The organism is Streptomyces sp. NPDC059398 (assembly GCF_042751845.1).
Classification (GTDB): domain Bacteria; phylum Actinomycetota; class Actinomycetes; order Streptomycetales; family Streptomycetaceae; genus Streptomyces.
In genome coordinates this window covers 1-16,496 of sequence record NZ_JBHYWP010000083.1, presented here as the reverse complement: position 1 = coordinate 16,496, position 16,496 = coordinate 1, and the positions used below count along the sequence as shown (strand labels likewise).

General features: G+C 70.4%; 15 protein-coding genes. 10 read left to right on the top strand and 5 right to left on the bottom strand.

Going from position 1 to position 16,496, the window contains the following annotated elements:
• Nucleotides 1-26: 26 nt before the first annotated feature.
• The 3 genes from aroA to ACFXBC_RS25680 all read left to right on the top strand — a co-directional run bounded on the left by aroA (nucleotide 27) and on the right by ACFXBC_RS25680 (nucleotide 2,849).
• Nucleotides 27-1,367 carry a 3-phosphoshikimate 1-carboxyvinyltransferase gene (gene aroA / locus ACFXBC_RS25690; protein WP_385028967.1) on the top strand — a complete coding sequence of 447 codons (1,341 nt, stop codon included), beginning with the start codon at nucleotides 27-29 and terminating at the stop codon, nucleotides 1,365-1,367.
• Between the two features lie 4 nt (nucleotides 1,368-1,371).
• Nucleotides 1,372-2,382 carry a ribosome small subunit-dependent GTPase A gene (gene rsgA / locus ACFXBC_RS25685; protein ID WP_385028963.1) on the top strand — a complete coding sequence of 337 codons (1,011 nt, stop codon included), beginning with the start codon at nucleotides 1,372-1,374 and terminating at the stop codon, nucleotides 2,380-2,382.
• Nucleotides 2,383-2,525: 143 nt separating this feature from the next.
• The gene (locus ACFXBC_RS25680; RefSeq protein WP_385028960.1) at nucleotides 2,526-2,849 is read left to right on the top strand and encodes a DMT family transporter; all 324 of its coding nucleotides are present in this window, start codon (nucleotides 2,526-2,528) and stop codon (nucleotides 2,847-2,849) included.
• A gap of 97 nt (nucleotides 2,850-2,946) precedes the next feature.
• Here the strand turns inward: ACFXBC_RS25680 and ACFXBC_RS25675 are convergent, their stop codons facing one another.
• Genes ACFXBC_RS25675 through ACFXBC_RS25665 form a run of 3 tightly spaced genes read right to left on the bottom strand, consistent with a single transcriptional unit; the run spans nucleotide 2,947 to nucleotide 7,027 of the window.
• Complete coding sequence (locus ACFXBC_RS25675; RefSeq protein ID WP_385028957.1) at nucleotides 2,947-5,097, bottom strand: dipeptide ABC transporter ATP-binding protein; 2,151 nt, start codon at nucleotides 5,095-5,097, stop codon at nucleotides 2,947-2,949.
• A complete protein-coding gene (locus ACFXBC_RS25670; protein ID WP_385028954.1) occupies nucleotides 5,094-6,029 on the bottom strand; it encodes an ABC transporter permease in 936 nt (311 codons plus the stop codon). Before ACFXBC_RS25670 ends, ACFXBC_RS25675 begins: the two co-directional genes overlap by 4 nt.
• A gap of 14 nt (nucleotides 6,030-6,043) precedes the next feature.
• Nucleotides 6,044-7,027: an ABC transporter permease gene (locus tag ACFXBC_RS25665; RefSeq protein WP_385028951.1), complete on the bottom strand. Its 984-nt coding sequence runs from the start codon at nucleotides 7,025-7,027 to the stop codon at nucleotides 6,044-6,046.
• Nucleotides 7,028-7,318: 291 nt separating this feature from the next.
• Between ACFXBC_RS25665 and ACFXBC_RS25660 the strand changes: the two genes are divergently transcribed.
• Nucleotides 7,319-9,010 (top strand): ABC transporter family substrate-binding protein, encoded by a 1,692-nt coding sequence (locus tag ACFXBC_RS25660; protein WP_385028948.1) that lies wholly within the window; start codon nucleotides 7,319-7,321, stop codon nucleotides 9,008-9,010.
• 33 nt (nucleotides 9,011-9,043) lie between these two features.
• Here ACFXBC_RS25660 and ACFXBC_RS25655 read toward each other — a convergent pair whose 3' ends face one another.
• Nucleotides 9,044-9,640, bottom strand: a complete 597-nt coding sequence (locus ACFXBC_RS25655; RefSeq protein ID WP_385028946.1) for a TetR/AcrR family transcriptional regulator — start codon at nucleotides 9,638-9,640, stop codon at nucleotides 9,044-9,046.
• A 132-nt stretch (nucleotides 9,641-9,772) separates the two neighbouring features.
• On the opposite strand from ACFXBC_RS25655, the gene hisN reads away from it, so the two are divergent.
• Both hisN and ACFXBC_RS25645 read left to right on the top strand, forming a co-directional pair.
• Nucleotides 9,773-10,573 (top strand): histidinol-phosphatase, encoded by an 801-nt coding sequence (gene hisN / locus ACFXBC_RS25650; protein ID WP_385028943.1) that lies wholly within the window; start codon nucleotides 9,773-9,775, stop codon nucleotides 10,571-10,573.
• Nucleotides 10,574-10,721: 148 nt separating this feature from the next.
• Nucleotides 10,722-11,126: a cyclic nucleotide-binding/CBS domain-containing protein gene (locus ACFXBC_RS25645; RefSeq protein WP_385028940.1), complete on the top strand. Its 405-nt coding sequence runs from the start codon at nucleotides 10,722-10,724 to the stop codon at nucleotides 11,124-11,126.
• Between the two features lie 130 nt (nucleotides 11,127-11,256).
• Here the strand turns inward: ACFXBC_RS25645 and ACFXBC_RS25640 are convergent, their stop codons facing one another.
• The gene (locus ACFXBC_RS25640; protein ID WP_385028937.1) at nucleotides 11,257-12,726 is read right to left on the bottom strand and encodes a catalase; all 1,470 of its coding nucleotides are present in this window, start codon (nucleotides 12,724-12,726) and stop codon (nucleotides 11,257-11,259) included.
• A 126-nt stretch (nucleotides 12,727-12,852) separates the two neighbouring features.
• Here ACFXBC_RS25640 and ACFXBC_RS25635 point away from each other — a divergent pair, with 126 nt between their 5' ends.
• The 4 genes from ACFXBC_RS25635 (at nucleotide 12,853) to ACFXBC_RS25620 (ending at nucleotide 16,333) form a co-directional block, all read left to right on the top strand.
• A complete protein-coding gene (locus tag ACFXBC_RS25635; protein ID WP_385028934.1) occupies nucleotides 12,853-13,269 on the top strand; it encodes a Fur family transcriptional regulator in 417 nt (138 codons plus the stop codon).
• A gap of 166 nt (nucleotides 13,270-13,435) precedes the next feature.
• Entirely contained in the window at nucleotides 13,436-14,266 is an 831-nt protein-coding gene (locus tag ACFXBC_RS25630; RefSeq protein WP_385028931.1) for an ABC transporter ATP-binding protein, read from the top strand.
• Entirely contained in the window at nucleotides 14,263-15,126 is an 864-nt protein-coding gene (locus tag ACFXBC_RS25625) for an ABC transporter permease (protein WP_385028928.1), read from the top strand. Before ACFXBC_RS25630 ends, ACFXBC_RS25625 begins: the two co-directional genes overlap by 4 nt.
• Nucleotides 15,127-15,202: 76 nt before the next feature.
• Nucleotides 15,203-16,333, top strand: coding sequence for an ABC transporter substrate-binding protein (locus tag ACFXBC_RS25620; protein ID WP_385028925.1), 1,131 nt, complete (start codon nucleotides 15,203-15,205; stop codon nucleotides 16,331-16,333).
• Nucleotides 16,334-16,496 lie beyond the last annotated feature (163 nt).

Here is a 16,496-nt window from a genome sequence, read left to right as displayed (position 1 = left end):
CCCCGGCCATCAGTAAAATGAGGGCCATGACCGAAAGTTCCGTGCACACCGCTCACTGGCCCGCCCCGTACGCGCCGGGAGCCGTCGAAGCGACGGTGACCGTGCCCGGATCGAAGTCGGTCACCAACCGCGGTCTGGTCCTGGCCGCCCTGGCAGCGGAACCGGGCTGGCTGCGCCGCCCGCTGCGCTCACGCGACACACTCCTGATGGCCGACGCGCTGCGGGCGCTCGGCGTCCGTATCGAGGAGACCGTCTCGTCCAGTTCCGCCGCGGTCGGGGCGACCGCCGACAGCGGCGAGGCCTGGCGGGTGATCCCCGCGGGGCTGCACGGCCCGGCCACCATCGACGTCGGCAACGCCGGTACGGTCATGCGCTTCCTGCCGCCGGTCGCCGCGCTCGCCGACGGCCCGGTCCGCTTCGACGGGGACCCCCGGTCGTACGAACGCCCCCTGCGCGGCGTCGTCGACGCGCTCCGCACCCTCGGCACCCGGATCGACGACGACGGGCGCGGGGCGCTCCCGCTGACGGTGCATGGCAGCGGGGCGCTCGACGGGGGCCGGGTCGAGGTCGACGCGTCGTCCTCGTCCCAGTTCATCTCGGCGCTGCTGCTCTCCGCGCCGCGCTTCAACCAGGGCGTCGAGGTGCGGCACACCGGTGCCACCCTGCCGTCGCTGCCGCACATCCGGATGACCGTGGACATGCTGCGCGGGGTCGGCGCCCAGGTGGACGAGCCGGAGACGGGCGGCGAGCCGAATGTCTGGCGGGTCTCGCCCAGCGCCCTGCTCGGCCGGGACCTGACCGTCGAGCCCGACCTCTCCAACGCCCAGCCGTTCCTGGCGGCCGCCCTGGTCACCGGCGGCCGGGTCACCATCCCCGACTGGCCCGCGCGGACCACCCAGCCGGGGGACGCGCTGCGGGAGATCTTCACCACGATGGGCGGCGGCTGCGAGCTGACCGAGCGCGGCCTGGAGTTCACCGGGTCCGGCCGGATCCACGGTATCGACGTGGATCTGAGCGAGGTCGGCGAGCTGACCCCGGGGATCGCCGCCGTCGCGGCCCTCGCGGACTCGCCGTCCACGCTGCGCGGTGTGGCCCATCTGCGGCTGCACGAGACCGACCGGCTGGCCGCGCTGACGGCGGAGATCAACGGACTCGGCGGCGAGGTGAGCGAGACCGCCGACGGCCTCCGTATCCGTCCCCGCCCCCTGCACGGCGGTGTCTTCCACACGTACGACGACCACCGGATGGCCACGGCAGGTGCGGTCATCGGGCTCGCCGTCGACGGCGTACAGATCGAGAATGTGGCGACAACCGCCAAAACCCTCCCCGATTTCACTGAGATGTGGACCGAAATGCTCAAGGTCTGACGCGATGCGCCGATACGGCAAGAACCCTGACGAGGACGACATCCGCGTCCGCCCCAATCCCAAGGGCAACCGCCCCCGTACGAACATCCGGCCCAAGCACGAGGAGGCCGCCGAGGGCATGGTCCTCACGGTCGACCGGGGACGGCTCACCTGTCTGGTCGACGGGCGTGCGGTGACCGCGATGAAAGCCCGTGAGCTGGGCCGCAAGGCGGCTGTCGTGGGCGACCGGGTCATGATCGTCGGGGATCTCTCCGGCGCCAAGGACACGCTGGCGCGCATCGTGCGTATCCAGCCGCGTACGTCGGTACTGCGCCGCACGGCCGACGACGACGACCCGTTCGAGCGGGTGGTCGTCGCCAACGCGGACCAGCTGGCGATCGTCACCGCCCTGGCCGACCCGGAACCGCGCCCCCGCATGATCGACCGCTGTCTGGTGGCCGCGTACGACGGCGGGCTCTCCCCGCTGCTCGTCCTCACCAAGTGCGACCTCGCATCGCCGGAGCCGCTGCTCGCCTCCTACGGGGCGCTCGACATCCCGTACGTGGTGACCAGCCGCGAGGAGCTGGCGAAGGGCGAGGCGGCCGACCGGGTCAGGGACTTTCTCAACGACAAGGTCACCGCGTTCGTCGGGCACTCGGGCGTCGGCAAGACCACCCTGGTCAACGCGCTGGTGCCGGAGGACCGGCGGCGCAGCACCGGCCATGTCAACGCGGTCACCGGCCGCGGCCGGCACACCACGACATCGGCCCTGGCGCTCCCTCTGCCGGACGACCGCGGCTGGGTCGTCGACACCCCGGGGGTGCGCTCGTTCGGGCTGCACCATGTGGACCCGTCCCGGGTGATCCTCGCCTTCCCCGATCTGGTGCCGGGCACGGAGGAGTGCCCGCGCGGGTGCAGCCACGACGAGCCGGAGTGCGCCCTGGACGCCTGGGTGGCCGGGGGGCACGCCGACCCCGCGCGGCTGGACTCGCTGCGCCGGCTGCTGGCGACCCGGGAGCGGCGCGAGGGCGACTGATCCACCGGTTCGCCGCCCGGCCCACCTGGCTGAATGCATAATCGCTCCCAGTGCGGCCGCGCGGGCCGCGCACGACGATGGAGCGGTTCCCGGTGGCGGAGCGGTCCCGGACGACGGAGCAGTCACCTATGAGGAGGCCCTGAATGGCGTGGCTGCTGGTCGTGGTCGCGGGACTTCTGGAGACCGGCTTCGCCGTGTGTCTCAAGCTCTCGCACGGATTCACCCGGCTCTGGCCGACGATCGCCTTCGCCGCGTTCGCGCTGGGCAGCTTCGGGCTGCTGACGCTCTCGCTGCGGAAGCTGGACGTCGGGCCCGCCTACGCCGTGTGGACGGGCATCGGCGCGGCGGGCACCGCGATCTACGGGATGGTCTTCCTCGGCGACATCGTCTCCACGCTCAAGCTCGTCTCGATCGCGTTCGTGATCGTGGGCGTGATCGGGCTCCAGATCTCCGGGTCTGCGCACTGACCGGCCCGGTGCACTGAATCTCCGGCTCGGCACACCGACCGGTCCTGCCCACCGACCGCACCGGAGCCGCGGCGGGCCGGACCCCCGGGCCCCCCGCTCACACCACCTCGCGTACCGCCGGGAAGTGACAGGCCGCCACATGGTCGGCCGCGTGCTCACGGTCCTGCGGCACCTCGTTCTCGCAGCGGGTCCGCTCCTCCGCGCCGAGCCGCGCGAAGACGGGGCAGCGGGCCCGGAAGCGGCAGCCCTCGTAGCGGTGGGTGGGGCTGGGCGGGTCGCCGGGCAGCAGGATCCTGGTCCGCTGCCGCTCGCGTTCGCGCACCGGGTCGGGCAGCGGCACGGCGGAGAGCAGCGCCTGCGTGTACGGGTGCCGGGGCCGCTCGAAGACCTCGTCGACCGTCCCGGACTCGACGGTACGCCCCAGGTAGACGACGCTCACCCGGTCCGCGATGTGCCGTACCACCGACAGGTCGTGCGAGACGAAGAGATAGGCGAGCCCCAGCTCCGACTTGAGCCGTTTCAGCAGGTTGAGGACGCCGGCCTGGACCGACACGTCGAGCGCCGACACCGGTTCGTCGAGTACCAGCAGCCGGGGCCCGACGGACAGGGCGCGGGCGATGCCGACGCGCTGGCGCTGGCCGCCGGAGAACTCGTGCGGGAAGCGGACGGCGTGCGCCGGGTCCAGGCCCACCTGTTCGAGCAGCCCGGGGACACGGCCGGCCGCCGTCCTGCGGTCGGCGCCCTGGGCGCGCAGCGGTTCGGCGACGATGTCCCCGACCGTCATCCGGGGGTCGAGGCTGGCCATCGGGTCCTGGAAGACGATCTGCACCTGTCCGCGCAGCGCTTGGCGGGCGGCGCGGTCGAGCCGGTCGAGCGGCTGCCCGAAGAGTTCGATCTCGCCGCCCTCGGGGCGGGCCAGGCTGAGCAGTTCGAAGAGCGTGGTCGACTTCCCCGAGCCGGACTCACCGACGAGCGCGAGGGTCTCGCCGCGGCGGATCCGCAGATCGACCCCGTCGACGGCGTGCACGGTACCGACCCGCCGCTTGAAGGCGCTCCCCTTCAGCACGGGGAACGTCCTGACCAGCCCGCGCACGCTCAGCACGGTCTCGGCGGCGGTCCCGGCCGCGGTTCCTGTCCCTGTGCCTGCCCCTGCGGCCGGTGGTTCCTCATCGGCCGGAACCGCCTCCGGATCCGGATCCCGGGGCGGGACGGCCGGCACCGGGAACACATCGAGCGGCCCCAGCCGCTTCCCGGCGATCTCGTCGGCGCGTACGCACGCCACCGCGTGGCCGTCCACGGTCCGCAGCTGCGGCTCCTCCGTCAGACAGGACTCCCCGGCCAGCGGGCAGCGCGGCGCGAACGGGCAGCCGGGTCCGGTGCTCCCCGCCATGGGCGGCGACCCGGGGATCGGCACCAGCACCTCGCCGGCGGTGTCCAGCCGGGGCACCGCGCCGATCAGGCCCAGCGTGTACGGCATCCGGGGCCGCGCGAAGAGCTCTTCGGCGGGCGCGGACTCCACGATCCGCCCCGCGTACATCACCGCCACCCGGTCCGCCGCGCCCGCGATCACCCCGAGGTCATGGCTGACCAGCACCAGCGCCGCCCCGGTCTCACGCTGCGCGGTGCGCAGCACATCGAGCACCTGGGCCTGGATGGTGACGTCGAGGGCCGTTGTCGGCTCGTCGGCGAGGATCACGTCCGGGTCGTTCGCCATCGCCATGGCGATCATGGCGCGCTGGCGCATTCCGCCGGAGAACTCGTGCGGATACGACTGCGCCCTGAGCGCGGGCTCCGGGATGCCGACGAGGTCGAGCAGTTCCACGGCACGCGCCCTGGCCGCCTCACGCGGAACGTCCTGGTGAGCCCGGACCGCCTCGGCGATCTGGTCGCCGATCCGGTAGACAGGGGTGAAGGCGGAGAGCGGGTCCTGGAAGACCATGCCGATCCGGCTGCCGCGCACCGCGGACAGCTCGCGGTCGGACGCGCCGACGAGTTCGGTGCCGTCGAGCCGTACCGATCCCCGTACGGCCGCGTTCCCGGGCAGCAGCCCGATGGCGGCGAGCGCGGTCGCGGACTTCCCCGACCCCGACTCCCCCACCAGGCCGAGCACTTCGCCGCGGCGGAGCGAGAAGCTCACCCCGCGGACGGCGGGTGCGCCGTCGAAGTCGACCTCACGGCCGCTCACTTCCAGCACCGGGGCCCCGGTCGCCGCGCTGTCGCGTACCGAGGTGTCGGATACCGAGGTCATCGCCCTGCCCCCTTGCGGCCGCGGCGCCGGCGCGAGGTCGGGTCCAGCGCATCGCGCAGCCCGTCGCCCACCAGATTCACCGCGAGTACGAAAATGATCAGAAGCCCCGCTGCGAAGAAGAACATCCAGGGGTAGGTCACGGCCGCCGCCGTCGATGAGGCGATGAGCGTGCCCAGCGAGACATCGGGCGACTGGACGCCGAACCCGAAGTACGAGAGCGCCGTCTCGCTCATCACCGCGCCACCGACCGCGATGGTCGCGTCGATGATGAGGAAGGAGGCGATGTTGGGGACCACATGGCGCCAGATGATCCGGAAGGGGCCGACGCCCATGTACTGCGCCGCGCGGACGAATTCGCGCTCCTTCAGCGACAGCGTCATCGACCTGACCACCCGTGCGGTGATCATCCAGCCGAAGACGGCGAGCAGCCCGACGAAGGCGAACCAGCCGCCGCCCTGCAGCCGCGGCGAGATGATCGCGATGATCAGGAAGGACGGGAAGATCAGCAGCAGATCGACGAAGAACATCAGGATCCGGTCGGTCCAGCCGCCGAAGTACCCGGCGCAGGCCCCGGTCAGCGAGGCAAGCACGGTGGAGAAGAGCGCCACCAGCAGGCCGATCAGCAGGGACTTCTGGAGCCCCCGGATGGTCTGCGCGAAGACGTCCTGCCCGATGCGGTTGGTGCCCCACCAGTGCCGGGCGCTCGGGGCCTCCCGCAGTGCGGTGTAGTCGATATGGCTGTAGTCCCAGCGGCTGATCAGCGGGCCGGCAAAGGCCAGCACGAAGAGCAGCAGCAGGATGACGGCCCCGGTGAGCGCGCCCGTGTTGTGTACGAAGCGGCGCAGCACCACCCCGGCGCGCCCGGCGGGACGTATCGGCTCCGCACCCTGGCCGGCCGCGTCGGCGGCGGCGGTCTCGATGACAGCGGTCATGGTGTCCGTACTCCTCAGGCGTTCCGGATACGCGGGTCGAGCGCGGCGTGCAGGACGTCCGCGAGAAAGCCGGAGAGCAGCACCAGCACCGCGGCGAACACATTGACGGCGACGACCGAGTTGACGTCGTTCCTGCCGATGGAGGAGACGAACCACTCCCCCATTCCGTGCCAGCCGAAGATCGTCTCGGTGAAGGTGGCACCGGTGAACAGCGCCAGGAAGCCGTAGCTGAAGTACGTCGACATGGGGATCAGTGCGGTGCGCAGCCCGTGCTTGACCAGTGCGGTGCGCCGGGTGAGGCCCTTGGCCTGGGCGGTGCGCAGATAGTCCGAGCCGAGCACGTCGAGCATCGTGGAGCGCTGGTAGCGGCTGTAGCTGGCGATGGTGCCGAGCGCGATGGAGACGGTCGGCAGCAGCAGGTGCACCGACCGGTCCTTGAGCACGGCCAGGAAGCCGGAGTCCAGGCCGGGGGTCTTCTCGCCGGTGAAGACGATGACGTCGGTGCCGGTCTTCTGGTTGAACCAGATGGCTCCGATCTTCAGCAGCACCGCGAGCAGGAACACCGGGGTGGAGAGCAGGACGAAGGAGATCAGGGTCACCGCACGGTCCGAGAACCGGTACTGGCGTACGGCGGTCCAGGCGCCGGCGAGCACCCCGATGACCGTGCCGAGGATGCTGCCGAGGAGCAGCAGCCGCAGGCTGACGCCGATCCGGCGGCCGAACTCCGCGTCCACGGAGGTCCCGTCGATGGTCTGTCCGAGATCGCCGTGCAGGGCGTGTCCGGCCCAGCTCCCGAAGCGGCTGAGGAGCGGGGTGTGGTCGTTGACGCCGAGCGCGGTGAGGTGGTGGTCGACGGAGCTGGGCGAGAGGGGCGGCTGGCGGCCCTCGTAGTACGCGCGCGGATCCAGCGCGAGCGAGGCCAGCAGGTACGACAGACAGATGGCGACAAGCAACAGGACGGCGTAGTAGCCGAGTCGCTTGGCCAGGAAGGCGGCCACGGGTGTTGGTCCTCCGCTGGGGTTCGGTCGCTGGGGATCGTGGTGGGATCACGGCCGCGGCAGGCCCCATCGGTGCCTTTGTCCGGTGCTGATCGGTTATTGATCGTCCGGTGCTGTACGTCGGGTGCTTTTCGTCGGCTTGTTGATACAGCTTGACCAATGTTTGTTGCGCGCATGCAAAGAATGCATAACAGCATCGCCGTTGCTCTCCCGCTGGGCTATGAGGCCGACTTACCGTCTCGGTGACCTGTGGCCTCGATCAGGCCGCCTTGAACCGGAGGAAGAACACCGATGCGCAGAACCACCGTTGTCGCCATCGCCGCAGCACTGTCGGCCACTCTGGCGGTGGCGGGCTGCAGCTCTTCCGACGACGGCGGGGACTCGGCCAAGAAGCAGGCCGCTCCCCAGGTGGACGGCCAGAGCGTCAACGCGCATCCGCTGAGCGACCTGAAGCAGGGCGGCTCGCTGCGGTTCGGGATCGACCAGTGGATCACGCAGTACAACGTCAACCAGGTCGACGGCCAGCAGGGCGACGGCGCGGACCTCGACGGAGCGATCCTGCCCGACCTCTTCGACGCCGACGCCAAGGGCATCGGCCACCCCAACCCGAACTTCCTGGTCTCGGCGAAGGTCACCTCCACCAGCCCGCAGGTGGTGACCTATCAGCTGAACCCGAAGGCGAAGTGGTCCGACGGGAAGCCGCTGAGCTGGAAGGACTTCCACGCCCAGTGGAAGGCGCTGAACGGCACCGACAAGGCGTACGAGGCGGCCGACACCACCGGCTACAGCCAGATATCCAAGGTGGAGCAGGGCGCCGACGCCCACGGAGTGAAGATCACCTTCTCCACTCCGTACGCCGACTGGCAGCGCCTCTTCGACCCGCTGTACCCGGCCGCGTACATCGACACCCCGGAGAAGTTCAACAAGGGCTGGACGCAGAAGGCCCCGGTTACCAGCGCCGCGTTCAAGGTCGGCTCGTACGACAGGACCGGGCAGACGGTCACCCTGGTCCCGGACCCCAAGTGGTGGGGGAACAAGCCGAAGCTCGCCTCGATCGTCTACCGCGTCCTCGACATGACCGCCCAGACGGAGGCCTACCTCAACAAGGAGGTGGACGAGACGACCGCGCTGCTGCCCGAGGACTACAAGCGGCTGGTCAAGGAACCGGACACCGCCATCAGGCGCGGGGCGCGCTGGGACGAGGTGCACATCACGCTGAACGGCGGGCGCGGTCCCCTGAAGGACGTGAAGGTACGCAACGCCCTCCAGGCGGCGACCGACCGCAAGGGCATCAACGCCAGCTTCGCGAAGGACCTCTCCTTCGAACTCAAGCCGCTGGACAACCACTTCTTCATGCCCAACCAGCAGGGCTACCAGGACAACACCAGCGCGTTCGACAAGTTCGACCCCGAGAAGGCGAAGAAGCTGCTCGACGAGGCGGGCTGGAAGAGCGCGGGTGAGGGCAAGCCGCGCACCAAGGACGGCAAGAAGCTCACCCTCGACTACGTCCTGAGCGCGGGCGGCAATTCCGCCTCGACGGACCAGGCCGAACTGGTGCAGCAGATGTACGCCGCGGTGGGCGTGCGGGTCGAGATCAAGAAGGTGCCCGCCAACGACTACTTCAACAAGTTCGTGAACACCGGCAACTTCGACCTCGCCAGCTTCCGCAATGTGGACGAGGCCTACACCAGCAAGCTCTACCCGGTCTACCAGCAGCCGAAGGGCAAGAACCTCTTCCAGAACTTCGGCTCGGTCGGCTCCCCGAAGATCGACGCGCTGATGAAGAAGGCCGGTGAGGCCACCGACCACGCGCAGTCCGTCAAGCTCTACAACGAGGCCGACGTGGAGATCTGGAAGCTCGGCCACTCGATCGAGCTGTACCAGCGCCCGCAGATCCTGGCGGTCCGCAAGGGGCTCGCCAACTACGGTGCGACGGGCCTCGCGGACACCGACTACAGCAAGGTCGGCTGGCTCAAGAAGTAGCCGACCGCACCCGGGACCTTCCGCCCGCGGCCCTCACGCCGCCCGCACCACCGCCTCGCGCACCAGGTGATCAACTGTCAGGTCACCTGGTGCGACGAGGTGCGAGAGCGCGAGGCGTACGGCCACCTCGCAGCGGTACACCAGATCGGCCGCCTCATCCGCCAGGTGACCGGCGGTCAGTGCGAGGGCCGCCCGGTGCCGTACCGCCGCGATCAGCTCGCCCGGCGCGGGCGGCCCCCCGGCCGCACAGCGCTGCGAAGGGGCGTACGGCCCGCCGGTCCGGGGCGCGGGACCGGGCGCGGGCAGCGGCCCCGCCCAGCAACCGGTCAGCAGCGCCCGGAGCAGCGGATGCGCACGCGCGGCGGTGACCGTCCACACGGCGACGGCCACCATCCGCTCCCGCTCCGTGGCCGGTCCCGACAGCGCGCGGTCCACGCCCCGGAGGTAGCGGTCGGCCTCGCGCCGCACCAGGGCGCGGGCAAGACCGTCCTTGGAGCCGAACTCGTTGTAGAGGGTCTGCCGGGAGAACCCCGCGGCGGCCGCCACATCGACCATGCGGACAGCGGACCAGTCGCGGACGGTGAGGGCCGCGAGGGCGGAGTCGAGCAGGGATTCGCGCGCTGCGGGCATCGTCGCCTCCTGGGCCGTACGCCTCTGCGCTCAGGGTTGACGGGGGCCGCTGGAGTGTCAATAGTCCGCGCGGCAGCACGCCCGGCAGGGCCCTGTGGCCCGATCGGGGGCCCGGTGGATACTGTGACGACCATGCCCGACTACCACGATGATCTGCGCCTCGCCCATGTCCTCGCGGACGCCGCCGACGCGGCGACCATGGACCGGTTCAAGGCCCTCGACCTGAAGGTCGAGACGAAGCCGGACATGACCCCCGTGACGGAGGCCGACAAGGGCGCCGAGGAGCTGATCCGCGGACAGCTCCAGCGTGCCAGGCCGCGTGACGCGATCCTCGGCGAGGAGTACGGCCTGTCGGGCACGGGCGCCCGCCGGTGGATCATCGACCCGATCGACGGCACCAAGAACTACGTACGCGGCGTCCCGGTCTGGGCCACGCTGATCTCCCTGGCCGTGGCGGGCGACGACGGCCACGAGCCGGTGGTCGGTGTGGTCTCCGCACCCGCGCTCGGCCGCCGCTGGTGGGCGGCGAAGGGCGGCGGCGCGTACACCGGGCGCAGTCTGACCTCGGCCACCCGGCTGCGTGTCTCGCAGGTCTCCAAGGTCGCGGACGCCTCGTTCGCGTACGCCTCGCTCGGCGGCTGGGAGGCGCAGGGCCGGCTCGACGGCTTCCTGGACCTGACCCGGGACTGCTGGCGCACCCGGGGGTACGGGGACTTCTGGCCGTACATGATGGTCGCCGAGGGTTCGGTGGACATGTGCGCCGAGCCGGAGCTGTCGCTCTGGGACATGGCGGCCACCGCCATCGTCGTCCAGGAGGCGGGCGGCGAGTTCACCAGCCTGGACGGGGTGCGCGGCGTCGAGGGCGGCAACGCGGCCGCCTCCAACGGCCTGCTCCACCAGGACCTGCTCGGCTATCTCAACCAGCGTTACTGAACGCCGCCGCCGAACACCGAACTGCCGCCCAGGACTTCACCCTCCCGGAACCTTGCCGGGTCCACGCCGGTGGTGCGACTCTGAGAGCCCTGCTTGTGAATGTGTGAATTCACGCGCATGCTGGAACTCCCAGGAGGTGGCACCCGCCATGTTCGTCAGCGACGCCATGAGCACGGTGGTCCTCACCATCGGCCCCGCCCACACACTCCGCCAGTCCGCAGCCCTGATGTCCGCCCGCCGTATCGGTGCGGCTGTCGTGCTCGACCCCGACACCTGCGGAGTCGGCATTCTCACCGAGCGCGACATCCTCAACGCCGTAGGCAGCGGCCTGGACCCCGACCGGGAGCCCGCGGGCGCCCACACCACCATGGATGTGGTCTTCGCCGCGCCCTCCTGGACCCTGGAGGAAGCGGCCGAGGCGATGTCGAACGGCGGCTTCCGCCATCTGATCGTGCTCGACGGCGCGGGACCGGTCGGCGTCGTGTCGGTGCGTGACATCATCCGCTGCTGGGCGCCGGACAGGCGTGACTCCCCGGCACTGGTCTCCTCCTGAGGCGGCTCCCGACCCGGCTCCTGATCCGACGACACGGCTCCTGACCCGGCCGGGCGGACAGCCCGCAGGGCCGGACCCCCGCGGGGATCCGGCCCTGCTCATGGGGGCTTGCCGTGCGGCCCCGGGTGGTTCAGGCGCGCAGGGCCCGGACCGCGGCTTCCAGCCGCTTGCCGAAGTCACCGTCGGCCCGGCGGAAGTTGTCCACCGCGCGCTCGGCGATGTCGTCGCGCGAGACCTCCGAGATGAAGCCGGCCAGGTTGTCGATGAGCCTGCTCTTCTCGTCCTCGGTCATCTGCCGGTAGAGGTTCCCGGGCTGCACGAAGTCGCCGTCCTCGGCGTGGCTGGGCGCCGGGTGGTTGCCCGTGGCGCCGCTGACCTGCGTGGAGTTCCAGAGCGGCCGGTCCGTCTGGAAGGGGCCGCCGAAGCTGTTCGGCTCGTAGTTCTTGGCGCCCTTGTGACGGCCGTCGTACAGCACGCCGTCCCGGTAGTTGGTGCGCGCCTCCACGGCGTGCGGGCGGTTGACCGGCAGGTGGTCGGCGTTGATGCCGACGCGGTAGCGGTGCGCGTCGCCGTACGCGAAGAGACGGCCCTGGAGCATCTTGTCCGGTGAAGGACCGATGCCGGGAACGAAGTTGGCCGGCGAGAAGGTGGACTGCTCGACCTCGGCGAAGATGTTCTCCGGGTTGCGGTTGAGCTCCAGCTTCCCGATCTCGACCGGCGGGTAGTCCTCGTGCGGCCAGACCTTGGTCAGGTCGAACGGGTTGAAGCGGTAGTTCGCCGCGTCGGCCGCCGGCATGACCTGGATCTGTACGGTCCAGGACGGGAAGTCGCCCTTCTCGATGGACTCACGCAGATCGCGCTGGTGGCTGTCCGGGTCCACACCCGAGAGGCGGACGGCCTCCTCGGTGGTGAGGTTCTTGATCCCCTGGTCGGTCTTGAAGTGGTACTTGACCCAGAAGACCTCGCCTTCGGCGTTGTTCCACTGGTACGTGTGCGAGCCGTACCCGTTCATGTGGCGGAAGGACGCCGGGATCCCCCGGTCACCGAAGAGCCAGGTCACCTGGTGGGTCGACTCGGGGCTGAGGCCCCAGAAGTCCCAGACGTTGTCGGCCTCCTGCGAGCCAGTGTACGGGTCGCGCTTCTGGGTGTGGATGAAGTCGGGGAACTTGATGGCGTCCTTGATGAAGAAGACGGGCGTGTTGTTCCCGACGAGGTCGTAGTTCCCCTCCTCCGTGTAGAACTTCAGCGCGAAGCCGCGGGGGTCGCGCACCGCGTCCGCCGAGCCGAGGTTGCCCGCGACGGTGGAGAAGCGCAGAAAGGTCTCGGTCTGCTTGCCGACCTCGGAGAGGAACTTCGCACGCGTCCACTGCGAGACGTCGCGGGTCAGCGTGAAGGTGCCGTACGCACCGGCGCCGCGGGCGTGCACGATGCGCTCCGGGATGCGCTCACGGTTGAAGTGCGCGAGCTTCTCGAGGAGCAGCTGGTCCTGGACCAGGACAGGACCGCCGGCGCCCGCGGTCTCACTGTTCTGGTTGTCGCCCACCGGCGCCCCGGTCTCCGTGGTGAGTGGTCCCTGTGTCACGAGCGCCTCCTGCGTCATTCCTGCTCTGTCCTGTCCCTTGGCGGGTGCCTTTTCCGATCCTACGATGGACTTTGTCTAAGTCAAGCGACAGTCCAAAGTCACACCCGTTCGGGACTCGACCCTCCTCCTGTTAGGCTGGACCTTATGAGTGACCTGTTGGAACGCCTGCGCGACCGCGGCTGGCGGATGACCGCACAGCGTCGCGTCGTGGCCGAGGTCCTCGACGGGGACCACGTTCATCTGACCGCCGACGAGGTGCATGCCCGCGCCGTGTCCCGGCTCCCGGAGATCTCCCGCGCGACGGTCTACAACACGCTGGGCGAGATGGTCGTGCTCGGTGAGGTGATCGAGGTCTCCACGGACCGCCGCGCCAAGCGGTACGACCCGAACGCGCACCGGCCCCACCAGCACCTGGTCTGCGGCCAGTGCGGCTCCATCCGCGACGTCCACCCCGCAGGCAACCCGCTGCGCGACCTGCCGGACACGGAGCGCTTCGGCTTCACGATCTCCGACGTAGAGGTGACCTACCGGGGCATCTGCCCGGCCTGCGCGTCAGCCTGACCCGCACCGGCACACCAGCACTTCCACCGGAGCCCCGGGGCGTATGCCCCGGGGCTCCGTCACGTACACCCCGGGGGCTCCGTCGCGCGCACGCCTCTTCCAGTATCTGACGACCCGTCATATCCTCTGCGGCTACCACCCGTCCGCCCCTCCGCAAGGAGACACCGTGGGAGACCCGCACCCGCCCCCACTCACCGCCGAAGCGCCCCCCGCACCACCCCCCGCCCACTCCCCCAAGCTCCGCGCCCGGTCCCTCACCCGTGCCTTCGGCCGCGGCCGTACCGCCCTGGACGCACTCGGTCCGGTGGATCTGGACATCGCCCCCGGCGAGTTCACCTGCATCGTCGGCCCCTCGGGCTGCGGCAAGTCCACCCTGCTGCGGATCGCGGCCGGACTGCTGCGCCCCAGCACCGGCGAGCTGGCCATCCGTACCGCGACTGCCCGCCCGGCCGCGATGATCTTCCAGGACTACGGCATCTACGACTGGAAGAACGTCCTGGCCAACGTCCGCTTCGGCCTCGACATCCAGCGCGTCCCGCGCAGCGAGGCCGACCGCCGCGCCCGCGACTGGCTGGCGCGCATCGGACTCGCCGACTTCGCCGACGCCTACCCGGCGGCCCTCTCCGGCGGCATGCGCCAGCGCGTCGCCATCGCCCGCGCTCTCGCCGTGGAACCCGAGATCCTGCTGATGGACGAGCCGTTCGCGGCCCTGGACGCACAGCTGCGCACCATCCTCCAGGACGAACTGCTCGAACTCACCCAGACCACCCGCACCACGGCCCTCTTCATCACCCACAGCCTCGAAGAGGCGATCGTCCTGGGCGACCGCGTCCTGGTGATGTCGGCGCGCCCCGGCCGGATCATCGCCGAGCGCCGGCCGCCGTTCCCCCGGCCACGGACCGGCGACATGCGGTCGGCGCCCGAGTTCACCGCGCTCAAGGCCGAGCTGTGGGAGCTGCTGCGCGGCGAGGTACGCGGAGAGGCGGTCCCCGCATGAGCACCGCGGTCAAGGCACCGAAGGACGGACTGCTGGTCAGACGGCCGGGCCCGCAGGAGCTGCATCCCGTACGCACCCACCGCAGGCGCCGCACCCTGGAGCTGGCCCTCGCCGTCGCCGTACCCGTCGTCCTGGTGCTGCTCTGGCAGCTGGCGGCCGACCGGTCCTGGCTCGACGACCGGGTCTATCCCGCACCCTCCACGATCCTCTCGGACGGCTGGGACCGTGCGGCCCGCGGCGCGCTCTGGCCCGATGTGTGGGCCACGCTCAGGCGGGTGCTCGGCGGCTATGCGATCGGCACGGTCTCGGGGTACGTACTCGGCCTGCTGATGGGGTCGCTCGCCCTGGTGAGGGCCGCCCTGGAACCGCTGCTCGACGCACTGTACGTGGTCCCGAAGCTCGCCCTGCTGCCGGTCTTCCTCAATATGTTCGGGCTCGGCGAAGGCCCGCAGATCGCGCTGGTCGCCGCCACGGTCTTCTTCTTCGTCTGGATCTCCACGATGGCGGCGGTGCTCGCCGTCCCGGCCGGACACCGCGACGCGGGGCAGGTCTTCGGTGCGTCGCCCTGGCAGATGTTCCGGCACGTCCTGCTGCCCGCCTCACTGCCCGCGGTGCTCGTCGGGGCCCGGATCGCGGCCGGGGTTGCGGTGCTGGTCATCGTCGCATCGGAGCAGATCGCCGCCGACGACGGCCTGGGACATCTGATCTTCGACTCCCGCGCGCTCTTCCAGAACGACGTGATGTTCGTCGGGATCGTCTGTGTGGCCGTGCTCGGGGTCCTCTTCTCCGAACTGGTGCGGATCGCCGGGCGGTTGCTCACCCCGTGGGCCCCGCGCGACCGGGGCCGCAGCCAGTCCTGAACCGGGCCGTCCCCGAAGCCCTGTTTCCGGGAACCCCGGTCCCCGAAGCCCCGATGTCCTCTCGTACGGAGGCTCCATGCGTATCAGCACGCTCTGCACGACCCTGCTCGTCGCCGGTTCCCTGCTCGTGTCTGCCGGCTGCGCGAAACACGACGACGGCCCGGCGCCCGTGAGGAAGCCCCGTCCGGTGCGGGCCGTAGCGGGCTGCGCCAAGGGGTGGACCGACCCGGCCGACCTCGCACCGGGCCGGGCGCCGGCCCGCTGCGCGAAGGGCGCCCCCGCACCCCGGCCGCTGGCCAAGAAGCGCAAGCTGGTCCTCGCGACCGGCACGCTGGCGGCCGAGTATGTGGCCCCGCTCGAAGTGGCGGTCGAGAAGGGCGAGTTCAGGAAGGAGGGACTGGACGTCCAGCTGAAGGTGCTGCCGACACCCGACGCGCTGCCCCTGCTCGCCAAGGGGGACATCGACGCCCAGTGGGCGGCGCCCGAGGCAGCCGTGATGAACGGCATCAGGGGCGGCTTCGACATCAAGTGGGTCGCCGGGAACTTCTCCCCCGACCCGGCCTCCAAGAGCGGGCTGTGGGCCCGGCTCAAGGACGGGGAGAGCCCTTCGTCGGTGACCATGAAGGGCCGGAAGATGGGCACCATGATCGGCAAGGGGTCGGTCGTCACCTACGCGATGGAGAAGGCCCTCCAGAAGCACGGCGGCGGCCTCGGCTCGATCGGCTTCCAGCAGCTCGGCTCGGCGGACGTCCTGACGGCGCTGCAGAACGGCGGCGTCGACTCGGCCTGGCTGCTCGACCCGGTCTGGCGCAAGGTCGACGGGAACGCGAAGTACACCTTCCTGGGCGGCCAGCCACTGGGCGAACCGCTCGGCGGGCTGCTCTTCGGCCCGAATCTGCTGGCCAGGGACCCGGACGCGGGTGTCGCCTTCCTGCGCGCCTATATCCGGACCGTGAACACCTACTTCTCCGGCGACTACAAGGCCGACAAGGGCTTCACGGCCTCGCTGGCCAGGCTGCTGAAGACCGACGAGTCGGTCCTGACCTCGACGCCCTCGCTCCGGATGGACTGGGAGATCCGCAAGGGCACGACGGACCGGCTGCAGAAGGCGTACCGGGACGCCGGGGTCGCGCAGGGCGACCCGCTGCCGGAGGACAAGGTGGTGGACCGCTCGCTGTACGCGGAGGCGGTGGGCCACCGGTCCTGAGGGACCGGGATCACACCGAAGCCCCGGACTTTTCCGGATCATGCCGATTGGGGGGGGCGGTGGGGCGGGGGGGGGGGGGGGGTGGGTTTTGGGGGGGGGCGTATTTTTTTGGTCTATTTAAAAAATAAGACGGGGCCGAGCTTATGGTGGGTGTTTATGTGTG